At 60.7% G+C, this 12,813-nt stretch carries 14 protein-coding genes; 2 read left to right on the top strand and 12 right to left on the bottom strand.

Annotated features, from left to right (window positions below; translation table 11 throughout):
- Positions 1–2: 2 nt before the first annotated feature.
- On the bottom strand, positions 3–1,991 hold the full coding sequence (locus tag FJ956_RS26395; protein ID WP_140682127.1) for a conjugal transfer protein TraG: 1,989 nt from the start codon (positions 1,989–1,991) through the stop codon (positions 3–5).
- A gap of 343 nt (positions 1,992–2,334) precedes the next feature.
- Here FJ956_RS26395 and FJ956_RS26390 point away from each other — a divergent pair, with 343 nt between their 5' ends.
- Entirely contained in the window at positions 2,335–3,414 is a 1,080-nt protein-coding gene (locus tag FJ956_RS26390) for a WD40 repeat domain-containing protein (protein ID WP_140682125.1), read from the top strand.
- A gap of 42 nt (positions 3,415–3,456) precedes the next feature.
- Here the strand turns inward: FJ956_RS26390 and FJ956_RS26385 are convergent, their stop codons facing one another.
- From FJ956_RS26385 to FJ956_RS26340, 10 genes are all read right to left on the bottom strand, one after another.
- Positions 3,457–5,196 carry a VirD2 family relaxase/mobilization nuclease gene (locus FJ956_RS26385; protein WP_140682123.1) on the bottom strand — a complete coding sequence of 580 codons (1,740 nt, stop codon included), beginning with the start codon at positions 5,194–5,196 and terminating at the stop codon, positions 3,457–3,459.
- Positions 5,183–5,437: a hypothetical protein gene (locus tag FJ956_RS26380; RefSeq protein ID WP_140682121.1), complete on the bottom strand. Its 255-nt coding sequence runs from the start codon at positions 5,435–5,437 to the stop codon at positions 5,183–5,185. Before FJ956_RS26380 ends, FJ956_RS26385 begins: the two co-directional genes overlap by 14 nt.
- Positions 5,434–6,462 (bottom strand): lytic transglycosylase domain-containing protein, encoded by a 1,029-nt coding sequence (locus tag FJ956_RS26375; protein ID WP_246672182.1) that lies wholly within the window; start codon positions 6,460–6,462, stop codon positions 5,434–5,436. Before FJ956_RS26375 ends, FJ956_RS26380 begins: the two co-directional genes overlap by 4 nt.
- A 46-nt stretch (positions 6,463–6,508) precedes the next feature.
- Positions 6,509–6,835, bottom strand: a complete 327-nt coding sequence (locus FJ956_RS26370; RefSeq protein WP_140682119.1) for a DUF736 domain-containing protein — start codon at positions 6,833–6,835, stop codon at positions 6,509–6,511.
- Positions 6,836–6,869: 34 nt separating this feature from the next.
- On the bottom strand, positions 6,870–7,430 hold the full coding sequence (locus FJ956_RS26365; protein WP_140682117.1) for a S26 family signal peptidase: 561 nt from the start codon (positions 7,428–7,430) through the stop codon (positions 6,870–6,872).
- Entirely contained in the window at positions 7,427–7,891 is a 465-nt protein-coding gene (locus FJ956_RS26360; protein ID WP_140682115.1) for a DUF2840 domain-containing protein, read from the bottom strand. Before FJ956_RS26360 ends, FJ956_RS26365 begins: the two co-directional genes overlap by 4 nt.
- Before the next feature lie 313 nt (positions 7,892–8,204).
- Positions 8,205–9,071, bottom strand: a complete 867-nt coding sequence (locus tag FJ956_RS26355; protein WP_140682113.1) for a replication initiator protein A — start codon at positions 9,069–9,071, stop codon at positions 8,205–8,207.
- 9 nt (positions 9,072–9,080) lie between these two features.
- Positions 9,081–9,362 (bottom strand): helix-turn-helix domain-containing protein, encoded by a 282-nt coding sequence (locus FJ956_RS26350; protein ID WP_140682111.1) that lies wholly within the window; start codon positions 9,360–9,362, stop codon positions 9,081–9,083.
- A 132-nt stretch (positions 9,363–9,494) separates the two neighbouring features.
- Positions 9,495–10,124 (bottom strand): DUF2285 domain-containing protein, encoded by a 630-nt coding sequence (locus FJ956_RS26345; RefSeq protein WP_140682109.1) that lies wholly within the window; start codon positions 10,122–10,124, stop codon positions 9,495–9,497.
- Positions 10,125–10,432: 308 nt separating this feature from the next.
- The gene (locus FJ956_RS26340; RefSeq protein ID WP_140682107.1) at positions 10,433–10,711 is read right to left on the bottom strand and encodes a DUF2285 domain-containing protein; all 279 of its coding nucleotides are present in this window, start codon (positions 10,709–10,711) and stop codon (positions 10,433–10,435) included.
- 119 nt (positions 10,712–10,830) lie between these two features.
- Here FJ956_RS26340 and FJ956_RS26335 point away from each other — a divergent pair, with 119 nt between their 5' ends.
- Positions 10,831–11,091 carry a helix-turn-helix transcriptional regulator gene (locus FJ956_RS26335; RefSeq protein WP_140682105.1) on the top strand — a complete coding sequence of 87 codons (261 nt, stop codon included), beginning with the start codon at positions 10,831–10,833 and terminating at the stop codon, positions 11,089–11,091.
- 155 nt (positions 11,092–11,246) lie between these two features.
- On the opposite strand, the gene FJ956_RS26330 is transcribed toward FJ956_RS26335, so the two are convergent.
- Positions 11,247–12,458: a DUF932 domain-containing protein gene (locus tag FJ956_RS26330; protein WP_181170337.1), complete on the bottom strand. Its 1,212-nt coding sequence runs from the start codon at positions 12,456–12,458 to the stop codon at positions 11,247–11,249.
- Positions 12,459–12,813 lie beyond the last annotated feature (355 nt).

Genomic DNA, 12,813 nt, shown 5'->3' with positions numbered 1-12,813 from the left:
GGTTAGAGTTCAACCCCGTCGTCCTGATCCATCGATGCCTGCCTGGCCATCTGCCGCATCGTCCGGTCGAGCGCGCGCCGCCGCGTCGCGTCATCGTCAGGCTCGTCCTCGTCAAGCTCGAACTCGCGCTCCACCGGCTTCTTAGGCTCGATATCCTCGTGCTCCGGCAGTTCCGGCTCACGCCGGATGCCGCCGTTGGAGGGATCGCCGCTACCCCTGTCTCGGCCGCTGGCGGCACCTGGCTCCCCTTGCTCGGACAGAAGTGGAAGTCTGTTCCAGTCATCGGGATGCGGAGCGGACTTCTGTGCTTCGCCGGTCTTCGGCGGTGGCACCACACGCGCGGCAAGCCGCGGATCGGCGAAGTAGCGGGCCTTCTTCGCCCTGACGGGGAACAGTCCCGACACCATGACGATTGAGTCCGTCGCCGGCAGCTGCATGATCTCCCCCGGAGTCATCAAGGCCCGGGCCGTCTCCTGCCGGGACACCATCAGATGTCCGAGCCATGGCGAGAGACGGTGGCCGGCATAGTTCTTCATCGCCCGCATCTCTGTCGCGGTGCCGAGCGAGTCCGACACACGCTTGGCCGTGCGCTCGTCATTCGCGGCGAAGCTTACTCGCACGTGACAGTTATCGAGGATGGAGTTGTTCGGCCCATAGGCCTTTTCTATCTGGTTCAGCGACTGCGTGATCAGGAAGCTCCGAATGCCGTAGCCGGCCATGAAAGCGAGGGCGGATTCGAAGAAATCCAGCCGCCCCAAGGCCGGAAACTCGTCGAGCATCAAGAGGAGCTGCTGTCGCCGCTTCCTGGCGCGCAGATCCTCGGTCAGCCTGCGGCCGACCTGATTGAGCACAAGCCGGATCAGCGGCTTTGTGCGGGAGATATCCGACGGCGGCACGACCAGGTAGAGCGTGGTCGGCCGCTCGGCCTCGACGATGTCCGCGATGCGCCAGTCGCAGCGTGACGTGACCTTTGCAATCACCGGATCGCGGTAGAGGCCGAGGAAGGACATCGCCGTCGAGAGGACGCCGCTTCGTTCGTTTTCGCTCTTGTTAAGCAACTCGCGCGCTGCGGACGCAACAACCGGATGCGGACCGGCCTCGCCCAGATGCTTGGTCAACATCATGGCGCGCAGTGTATTTTCGATCGGACGACGCGGATCGGAGAGGAAGTTGGCGACGCCAGAGAGCGTTTTGTCCTTCTCCGCGTAAAGGACATGAAGGATGGCACCCACAAGCAGCGCATGGCTGGTCTTTTCCCAATGATTGCGCCTTTCGAGAGAGCCTTCCGGGTCGACCAGAACGTCCGCGATGTTTTGAACATCGCGGACCTCCCATTCACCGCGTCGGACCTCGAGCAGAGGATTGTAGGCAGCAGACGCTGCGTTGGTCGGATCGAACAGAAGCACACGACCAAAGCGCGCACGCCAGCCTGCCGTCAGTTCCCAGTTCTCTCCCTTGATATCATGGACGATGGTGCTGCCGGGCCAAGTCAGGAGCGACGGCACCACCAGCCCGACACCCTTGCCGCTGCGCGTCGGTGCAAAGCACAGTACATGCTCCGGTCCGTCGTGACGCAAATAGTCGTGGTCGAGGCGGCCAAGCACCACGCCGTCGTGCCCAAGCAGGCCTGCCGTTGCGATCTCATCGCGCGTTGCCCAGCGGGCCGTGCCATAGGTGTGAGCATCCTTGGGCTCCCGTGACCGCCACACGGACATGGCGATCGCGACGGCGATTGCGATGAAGCTACCGGATGCCGCGATGGCCGCACCTTCGTAGAAGATCGAGGGAGCGTAGGCGTCGTAGAAGTACCACCACCAGAAAAAGGCCGGCGGCGGATAGAGCGGCCAACCACCAAACTCGAACCAGGATGCGCCGAGTTGGGCCTGAAACCCGAGCCGCCATGCCGTCCATTGCGTCGCGCTCCACGTAGCTAGGACCACGATTGTCAGGACAGTAAGGATCTGCCCCCATAAGATACGCGTCGCGGACATCTGTCCTCCTTAAACCCTCAAGAGAACAGAGGGATCGGAGAACGCCTCGACAAGACAAATCCGCCCCAAGCATCACTGTGCCGTACCGCGGCGTGAAAAGACTGGCGAATTGCGGTGGAGTGTCCGGTGTGACTGCTCTTTGGTCTCCAGATTGCATGGCTTTCCTGCGAGGCGGTATCCCCATCCGCTTCCTCGCATCGCCCAAATTATCGACTGTGCCCCCTAGAAAGCTCGCGCCCCCAACTAATTGGCGTACTTCGACGTCGACTAGATTTCTCTGGATTGTCACACCATCACTTGCCGTGTTGAAGTGGCAAATGTTGCTAAGTCAGGGGAGGACAATATGGCAAAATGGCGGATATGCCTGATAACAATTCTTGGTCTCACCTTTCCGGTCGCTGCCGCTGACCGGCCAGCTCAAACACTACAGCCTGCCGGCACAACAGTTCTCTTCGCTCAAGTATTGGATTGGCTCGACGATAGGCATTTCGCTGTCGGTCGTTGGGATGGCTCGATCACGCTGTTTCGTACACCTCACCAAGGCGAATTCGGCCCGATTATCACGCAGGCACTGTCCGAACCGACCGGGGCCAGCGTTGAGATGCTCGTGAGGTTCGACAAATCAACGTTCGTAACATCTGACGGTAGATCAGCGCTGGCTGTATGGCGTCGCGCCGGCACAGTGGAATCGGGGAGTGGGTTTACCCTAGCTGAAAGTCCATCGTACGATGGCTCTCTTGGTCCGGCCAATAGTGGACTGGCAGTTACGATCAGCAATACGCGCTATCTCGTCACTGGTCATGAGAATGGGTCCATTGCCCTCTGGGTCAAAGGGTCAGGCGGGTTCACTATCGCAAAGGTGATCAGTCTCAAATCTCCCGACGCACCGGCCAACCCTTGGGGCCTACGCAACATTCGCTGCTTGGCTGTTTGGCGGTCCGATGTACTCATTACAGGGTCCGAGGACGGGGATCTCGTCGGGCTCCATTTGCCTGATCTGAAAGAGGTATTTCGGGTTCGCTACAACAAGGCTGCCCAACGGGGCATCAACAGCATTTCAGTGGTCGACAACTGGCTACTGGTTGCCAATTGCGCAGTAGGATCAGCCGACAAGAACCTGTGGCTCTTCGACTTGAAATCAGGAAGGCCTGAGTTGAGCGATGCTGAGGATCTTGCGCTGGATACGTTTCGCTCACAAGTGTTCGATTTCGATGCTGACTTGGCGAAAGAGGACAGCAAGATCCTGTTTTTCAGCAGTACTGAGGAAGGGCTGATCTGGATGGGCGACATCGAAAGCGGCCAGTTGATTATCACTGGCGTTACGAAATCCTCGCCGGAGGGGGGATCGATCATGGCCGTATCACCTAGTGGCGATCTCCTGGCGGCAGCCACCTACGCGTTACGGCTATTTAGACTCCGTTGAGAGTTTCATTTGCCGGCAAGCCGGAGCGAGACAGGGCGCACCTCAAAGGGCCAATCCTCGCTTCTGTCCAAACGACCAGTCTACACCGCCGCTTGTGCGTGCGATGCCGGAAACGTGCCGATCGAGATGCTTCTCGATCGATGGCGACCATGGGACAAGCTGGAAACCGAACCCGTCGTCAATCATGGCGAAGCGGCCAGACGCAAGCGAGAAGCGCTGGCTGTAAACGCCCGAGACGTTGTCGCCGTCCGCGGCCTTCCTGAACGGCAGGCCGGTTTCGGCGGCAAGCCGCTTTCCGAGGGTATCAACCTCCCGGTCGCGCAGCGTGACGATCAGATTGCGCGCGAGGATCACGCGCTGGCCGGCCCATCGAGCGAGTCCCTCCCCGATCAGGTGTTCGGTGCGGGCATCGAGCGCGTCCTTCACCTCACGCCCGAAGCCGCCTTCGCCCAGTTCGGCTGGATTGCTCGCCACAAGTTGTCGGTCTAGCCAGGTCGCACCATTGGCATGGACCTGCCCGGCGATCGACATGTCCGAACGGACTGCCAGCGCGACGCGGCTGTGACCTGCGCCATCCTCGTAGCGACGGAGCTCGACGATCGAGCCCGGTGTGGAATCACCAGTTGCTTCCAGATGGTGGAAACGGATGTGATGTGTGCGGCCGTCGATGCCGTCCACGATCGCGTAAGCCAAACCGCGTAGCTCGTCATGAAGCCCTCGTTCCAGGAGCCGGCCAATGATCTGCGTGTCGATCTCCTCGGCGGCCAGCACGTAGTCGGCCGGCCCCCGATCGAGGCCATTCGCCATCAGGCTGCGGTGCATGCGCTTGATGATGTCGCCGCGCTCCCCCAGCGCTCGCAAGGTCGGCTCTGCTTCTTCCACCATGGCCCATTGGCCGGGGCCGATCTCGGCGGCGAGGCCCATGCTTTCCAGATATCGGAGTCTTCCCACCTTGAACGCCAGATACTCGTCCGGGGCTTTAGCGAGAGACGGCGCGACCTCGATGATCCCCTGCTGATCGGAATCTCGCCGGAGCTGGCGGTCGAGCTGTGTCCAGCGCTCCACCTCAATTTGTCGGTCGAGCGACCGGCGTATGTCGAGATCATTGCGGGGCCCGAGTTCCTGAGTGATCAGGTCCTGTGCGCGATCGCGCATGCCGGCCTTGATGTAGTCCCGGGATATGACGAGATCCTGACCATCATCTGCGCGACCGCGCAGAATGATGTGAACATGAGGGTTGTCGGTGTTCCAATGATCGACCGCGAGCCACTCCAGCCTGGTGCCCAGATCCTTTTCGACCTGCGCCATCAAATCCCGAGTGAAGCTCTTCATGTCAGCCATTTGAACGGCGTCTTCCGGTGAGACGATGAAGCGGAAATGATGCCGGTCGTCCTTGCACTGCTCGGCGAAATCCTTGGCGTCGGCATCCTCGGTTTCGGGACCGAACATATGGGCTTTCTCGCCGTCGCGTGTCACACCTTCACGGCGCAGGTAGTTGAGATGCCGGGGCAGCGAAGCGTTCGTTCCCCTGTGGCGGACGACCAGCGCCTTAACCGTCGAAAAGCGCGAACGGCTGGTGATCAGGCGATTGGCACGAATACTCGCCGTCCTTCCCCGCCCAAAGGCCGATCTGCCCTTCGACGTGATCCTGCCATTCCGCGAGATACCCCCGCCGGCCTTTTGCGCAGCGGCAAGCGCCTGGGCGATAAACGGCCTTGCCCGCTGACCCTGCCGTGAGCGTATGAGGCCTGGCCGCACACGGAAATCGTCATCTCGGCTCATAGGGATTTTGCCACGAGGTGCGACATACGTTGATTTCGTCGATGAAGATCACGGTGCGCACCGTGCGTACCTGATCCGCGATGTGCGGATCGGTGCGAAAGGGCCAATCAAAACAACCCAACCGACTGGACCGCACATCGCGGTCTTTTATCTTGCCATCCCTCCCCGACACCTCCTCTCCCGCCGCCAATCCCGCGACGGAACAGGCCGGAACGCGACTTACGAGAAATCTGGTGATCATCGCGACGTCCTTGGAAACTGATGGATAAAGAGGTCGTTCGGACCGAGCCTTGGTGTTGGACCGGCAACTGGCGGCGCGATATCCGGCGATGGTTCAATCGCCGTCAGGTCAGGGGCAAACACGCGCATCGGTGACAGCCTGCCGACTGAACGAACCGCCGCAAATACCGTGACGGTTGCGCTATGCTGGCCTTCGTCGCGGTGCAGCTTGGTATTGCTCGCTACATCCGCGGCCTCGTCGAACAGCGGCGAATGATACGCATCCGACCTGCTTCCCGTTCGCCGCAAGCAGAACGCAATTTCAGCAGTCCCTTTGATTTGTGGCGCGAGCTTCGCGACGTAGTCGACCGTCTCCCGAGGAAGCGGGCGACCCTTTGAAAGATGCTCGTCGTAGCGCTGCGGTCCGGCATTGTAGGCGGCGAGAAATCCCCTCGCGCCGAAGCGATCGCGCATCTCGCGGAGATAAGCGGCGCCGGCCAGGATGTTGTCTCGGGGGTCGAATGGATTGCTGCCGAGCCGATGTTTGAAGCGCAATTCCTGCCAGGTTGCCGGCATGATCTGCATCAGGCCCAGCGCACCTTTTGACGAAACCGCGCGAACATCGCCACCGCTTTCGACATGTATGACCGCGCGTATCAGATGCTCGGGAATGTCATAGCGTTTAGCAGCTTCGCGGACGTGAGCAGACCAGTCATTCTTCGACGCTATTGCAATGTTTCCGCGAGACTGTGGTGGAGAACACGATGCGTCTGCGCGTCCGGGCGGAATGACAAACGCAAGAAGCGCGCACACCGAGAGCATTGAAATGGAATGACGGACGGGGGCGCGGCGTTCGCCGTCCCGACACGCTGATAGCCTGCCGCCGTGCTCGCTTCGGTCAAGGGCAAGGCTCCGCCGGGCGGACCGATCCGCAAAAAACGCGTCGATCGAAAAGCAAGCGTCCGACCGCCCTTGACCTTCGCTGCGCGCGACGGCTGCCTGGCGGGCGATCGGGTCGAAGGGTTTGACCGCGGCCCAATCGATCAAAGGGTTTGCGACGGAAGGATTTCTGGGGCGCAATCGCGGCATCGGATCATGCCCGCTCATCGCGCTTTGAAGGCCGGCTCCAATGCAGGTTCCAGACGTCTTTTTCGGAAGCGGCCTGGAACAGACTGGCGCGGATCGGTTGCGTAAACGTCGGATCGTCGAAGAGGATGGAAAGCCAGGCTCCGGCCTTTTCGCTGGTGCGATCCCACGCTGCACCAATCTCAACACCTTCGCAGTAGATCCGGTGTTGCGGTGCGTTCTCCCCGTCTGCTTGTTCGGCAGGCAGGATGGCGAGCTTGGCGTCGATCGTGAGGGTGCAGATATTGCCGAAGAAGCCGTCATCATTGCGCGTGAAAGTGCCGATCTGGGTCATGCGAAAGTCCTTTCGTTAGTGCGGGATTGAGCCGTCACGGCTCGCGGGAAGACGGTTCGACCGGCAAATGCGGCGCCGGAGATGTGTTGACGTTTGTCCAGACGGGAACCGCTCGACCGACGACGGCGGTCATGGGAAGCGGGCCGAAGTAGCGGCCGTCAAAACTGTCCGCGACGCCCCGGTTCATGAGGAATAATTCGCTATCGCCAATGACGCGGCAGCCCTGCCAGGTGGGCAGTGGCCTGCCGCGGCTATCGCGCTCGCGCGCATATCCATAGGTCACACCGCGTACGGTGACGGCTAGGCCGCTGCGACAGACTGCTTCCCCGCCAAGTGCCAGGACGCGCTTCAGAAGCGATACGCTACGGGGCAGATATCGGCGCTCGGCCAAGAGTTCAGCGAGTGGCTCCGGTGGCATGACGACGGCAAGATCGCCGACACCGAGTGCACGGCCGGGTTCAACGCGATAGAGTCCGATCGGAACGCTCGCCGATGCGTTCCAGATCAACCAAGGGCCGTGTCTGCTCCAGGCAGGAGCGACGGCAAGCGCCGCGCCGGCGAGCATTGCCGCGACGATCGTTCGACGCGCGCTCATGGCTCAATCCGCCGACGCAGCAGCCACGCTTCGTGACGCTGCCGTGTGTAAGGCCGAGGGTTTTCGCGCGCGGCAAGCCGGCTATGGACATGGCGCCAGTATTCTGGCGAGACGTCGACGGGATCGATGCCGATCGCCTCGACGGCGTCGATGGCCTGCAGCACCCTTTCCACTTTCGGCCAGCCGATGGCGGTCACAAGGATGTCGGCGCCGGGCCGCACATAGGCGACGGTCGAGCAGCGTTTACCAGGACTGACAGCACGCAGGATGTCGATACGCGCGGCGACGGTGCCAAAGTCGTTCGCCGTCCAGCGGACGAACGCGAAAATGTTGCCTGGCGCGAAGGCGACGATGCGTCGGCTCCTGTCGATGATCCTGTTCTCGACGGTCTTGCCGAAGCGAATGTAGTTCTCGATCCGCTTCTTCAACCAAATCAGTTCCACAAAGGTTAGGTCGCTCATGGCGCCCTCCCCTTGGCGAACCGAAAGCCCTCGACAGCAATTGAGTTCGCGGACCCATTCGTCGTCGTGCGATGATTTGGGCTGATTTCGACGGCCTCGAGCGCGCACCCGCCGTCACATGACGAAGATCGTTCACAGCCTTCCGGAAGCATGCCTGCGGTTAGAAAGAATCCGAAGGATTCTGGGTTAGGTAAGTTAGCGGGCCGAATTCGGCTTTCGGTTCCACAGTTTGAGCATCGTTCGGGTTCCTGAAATGCCGAGAAACAGGTTCCCGAAATCCCGTGTCCGCGGGTTCCTGAAATGACGGACTGATTCACAGGTTGTCCTCCGCAGCCCGCGCCTTGCGAAAGCGCATGAATGGATCCGGGTGGGAGGGCTTGAAGGTCAGCAGCGGCTCGCCGGCCTGGGTCAGGCCGAGTTCGAGCCGATAGCCTGGAAGCGATTGACGGCGAACGATGCCGCGCACCTCGAAGGCGAAGCGCTTGTAAGCTGACAGGCTGCCAGACTTTATGTGGAGATGGCGGAGGTCAAAGGACCAGCCATGCGCCTGTCGGCCGCCATGTTTTCGTACGAGCCGATAGAGCCAGCGCTCGATGCCGCCGGTCAGGTCGAAGTAGGCGCGGTCGATAGTGAGCACGAAGGCGTCGACCATGATGCCGGCATAGAACCAATCGGGCAGGACAAGCTCGATGCCGAGCGGCCGGCTACGATTGTCAACGCGCTCTTTCCACTCGTTGATCCAGGAGAAACGGTGCATACGCCGTTCGGTCGGCTGCCGGATCGAGGTGGCGACAGTGGTCGACTGAAGCCGGTCGAGTGCCGCCTTGAGCAGCCCATACTCTCGGGCAGACGTGCCGCGGCCGATGAAAGTCAGGATCTCATGCGGCGTTGCCGCCATCATACGCGACGTCCGCAACCCGTTGTCACGCGCATCGACAATCTGCGAGGCTGCCCAGATGAGGATGTCCGCATCCCAGATGGTTGCCATTCCGTGGTCGATGGTGGCTTCGACACGGATCGAGATCTCACCCATGCGAAAGTCGATCGGCGTGATCCGGCGCGATTTTGCGAGCGAAAAGAACGGCCAAGCCATCAAATCCTGCGCGTCGCGCAAGGCCATTTTGCCGGGCCGCGCGTGAAAGAGCGCAGCAGCTTCCAGTTCTGTTGGCGGCGCACGCATTGCAGTTCCTCAGCGCTGCTTGCCGGCATAGGCAGGCGCCCGCGCCGCGTGTGGCTTGGCGGGGGGAAGTTCTGAGGCGTTGGTGTCGCTAGTCGATGTCCGGGCGCCCTGCGCGATCCAGGCATGCAGGTCATCGATGTCATAGAGAACGCGGCCACCGATCTTGCGATATGTGGGACCGGTGCCGTAGGTGCGGTGCTTTTCGAGTGTCCGGGCACAAAGGCCGACGACAGGGGCAGCCTCCTTCGTGCGAAGATATTTTTTGGGCGCGTCCGCGGAACCACTCGACATTGCTCGATCTCCATTCGGTTTTGCGGTCGTCCTGGCCTGCCGGGACGCGCGAAACGGACGATGACCGAATTGAAAAAACGGGAGGGAGGGCAAAGATCGGGACAGCGTTTTTGCTACCCTTTGCCGAAAGCTTCAGATGTCGGACTTGCGGCCGCGGCTTTGCGGATAGAGCAAAAGATCGCGATAGCCGCCGGCGACTAGGCGGTCGGCGCGATGCAGGATGGCGCGCACCTTGTGGCGAAGATGATGATCGCGCCAGTCGCGTGGTGTGATCGGCTCGGGCGACAATAATACCTCGGCGATCCGGCGGTATGTCGCCCTGGCAGCCCTGCCGTCATGAGCGCGCAGATTGAGAATATGTCTCAGCTTCGTCTGTTGCGGCAGAGAACCATAGCCCCGGCTAGGAGGTCGGCCGTTCAGCGCCCGCCAGAAGCGGCGTGCCGCGTCGAGCCTCGTCTCAAAATTCTCGTCTAGCGGCAGGATGAGGGCGTTCATTCCATGCGAGGTGTCGGATTTGCTGGCGACTACCTGATGCACTTCGCGCGCCGGCTGCCAGAGAATGTGGACATGATCTGCCTCGGTCCATGTGCTGGCACCATCGAGGTTGGCGGCTTGAACGCCCGGCAGGAACGTGTCCGTGGAAGCAGGTAGCTTGGTCGCACGAAGAATCCGGGGCGACGCCTGTTCGGTCCAGACGATGTGCTTAGATGAGAGAGGCTTGTCGCCAACGACTGTGAAATCGCGCGCCCCATCGAGCGGCAAAGTCGGGCGAGCCGATCAATTCTCCAGGTATCGTAATAGCCGATGCAAGTCGGTCAGCTTGAGCAACGAAGCCGTCGTTGCGGGCCAGATATTCGGCGGCGAATTCCGCGCCTTGATAGTCGCGCATGTGTACGTACGCCGCCGGATCGGTCCAATCGCTTCGCGACATGGCAACGGTCCTTCATCCGATGCTCGCAGTTGGTCGCGAGCTTCGGAGTCAGCATCCGAGGCGACGGTTGGCTTGGGTAGTCAGAGATTCGGCAAACCGGTTTGTTGATTCAGCAGAGCCCGACACTTTGACGTGCCGCTCAGTGTGGGGCGCCACCGGCCAGGAGATATTTGTAGCCGCTGGTCGTCATCCAACGGGCGCGGGCGAGATGGGTCTCCCATGCCTTGAAAGCCCGCTCCGGCTCTTTCGCAGGATCAATGTGGAGGACGATCCTTGCGACCTCTCGCCAATCGGCGTTTTCGGCTGCGGCGTCGAGAAGGCGAATGTAGGTGAGCAGGCGTTCTTCGTCGTAGCGAGTCAAGACGGTGGAATCGGGCGCAACATCGGCCACACCAGGATCGAGCAATGGTTTAAGCATTGCGATTGACCTTCAGATTAAGAGTTAGCGACGCTCAGGTTCAATCAGATTATCAGTTTTTCTGGTTATCCGATTTTCCATTTAATTGATCTGCCGGCTTCGTCAAGGACCGGCAAATCATGCAGAAGACGCTTCGCTCGCCTCGACACGTGCGTCTTGTCCAGTTGATCGTCGACAAACGTAAGGAGGCTGGTTTGAGCCAAGCCGATTTGGCTAAGGCGATAGGTCGCTATCAGTCAGTCGTCGCAGCCATCGAGTCCGGAGGCAGACGAATTGACGTTGTTGAGTTCCTCGACTTGGCTGAAACGATCGGCTTTGATCCGCATGAGGTGCTGGGCCAAGTCATGTCGGTTCGAAACTCGAAGGCAAAGAGCCGGTGATGTTGCAGATCTTGCTTTTTCGCAAATCTGACTGAAGTCGCATCGCGAGCCGGGCGGAGCCCGGCGAGCGGCGGCCGCCGCGAACGGCCTAGTCTACCAAAGATTCCGGGTGACATCCGCGCGGCCGGACATCCAGCCGCGCAGGGTTGTAGCTGTCAAGCTGCCTTTTCCAGCAAGGCCTTCGCCTTTCCTTCAAGCTCAAGACGGCTGTCCTGATGGGACTTGGTTCGTGCATGCGCGGTCATGCCCTGCACGAAATCAAAGATGCTTTCGGGCGGCCTACCTTCCTCGTGCAAGACGGCTTCGATTATCTTCCCGGTCTCGGCCTTGGATAGACCGCGTTTGCGCAGGAAGCTTTCACGGTCGTCATCCTTGCGGGCGACAATCTGGTCGCGGGCGGCCTTGATGCCGGCAATGAACGGCGCCGGTGAGGAATTCGCGAAAGTCGTCAAGGCTGGCGCTGCCTCGTGGGCAAAACGCTGCGCGGCAAACTTCGAATGCCGGATGCTGATTTCTTCAAAACCTTCCACGCCCCAAAGGTTGCGGTTCATGCAGACCGCGCGGAGATAGAACGACGCAATGCCGAGGGTCTTTGATCCGACTTCGCTGTTCCAGCAATAGAAGCCACGGAAATACAAATCCGGCCCTCCGTTCGGCAGGCGCCCTGCTTCGATGGGATGGGTGTCATCGACCAGAAAGAGGAACACGTCGCGGTCGCTGGCGTAAAGCGTGGTGGTGTCCTTGGTGATGTCCACGAAGGGGTTATGCGTCATGGTTGCCCAATCCAGCACGCCAGGCACCTTCCACATGGTATCGCCCGTGCCGTTGCCAGCGATCTTCATGACGGCTGCCACAAGCTCATGGTCCCAGATGCGGCCATAGTCCGGGCCGGTCACGGCGCGAAGCTCGATGCGTCCGTCCTCCGCCTCCAAGGTTTTCATAAGCTCTGCGCGATGGGAAAGCAGACCATGCTGCAGATTGATGCCAGCTAGCGGCGCAGGAAGATGGCGCATGTAGGTCGCGGGCGCGCCGACAAGGCTGCAAAGCTGGCCGAAGCTCCAATGCGTGGGCGCAATCGGCTGGTCCTGTCCGGGAACGATGAGCGAGAGCCTTTCCGCATTTTCGCGGCTTGCCTCAACCTTCACTGCACGGCTCTCCACAGTCCGGGCCGTGGCTCGGTCCGCACGGGCGCGCACGGCGTCGTATAGCTCGGTAAGCGACAGATAGCGCTCATCGTCGGGGCGCGAAAACCATTCTGATGAAACGCGCCCCTTGCGTTCGCCGCGCGAGATGTCCACGCGAAAGCCGCTGGAAACAGACTGCTGCTGGTTGTTGTCGGTGCCATTGGTATTCGTGATCATATTCATTGTGGTCACTCCTTTTTCCGTCAATGCCGAAGGCATGTCCCCCGGCATGCCTTCCGGGGGCGCGTGAGCGCGCGGGAGTGATGGGGGCCAATGCCGGCGCGCGGAGCCGGGCTGCGCGGTCGAGCGAGGCGGATGGGTCTGATTTTGGGGTGCCGATTAGTCGGCCGCTTTGCGAGCCGGCGGCCCTGCTTTGCAACAGCCGGCAATGGCGGGGAAGCGAGGGGAAAGTCTCCTCGCTTCCCTAGCGATCGGCAAGGCTCGTCCGCGGCCGATCAGAACAATGGAAGCGAAGCTTGCCGGCTTGCTATTTCGTGGCGAATAGGAATTGTTGGAAGATAACGAATTATTTGTCTGT

This window comes from Mesorhizobium sp. B2-4-3 (assembly GCF_006442815.1).
GTDB lineage: Bacteria > Pseudomonadota > Alphaproteobacteria > Rhizobiales > Rhizobiaceae > Mesorhizobium.
This window is presented reverse-complemented; position numbering and strand designations above follow the sequence as displayed.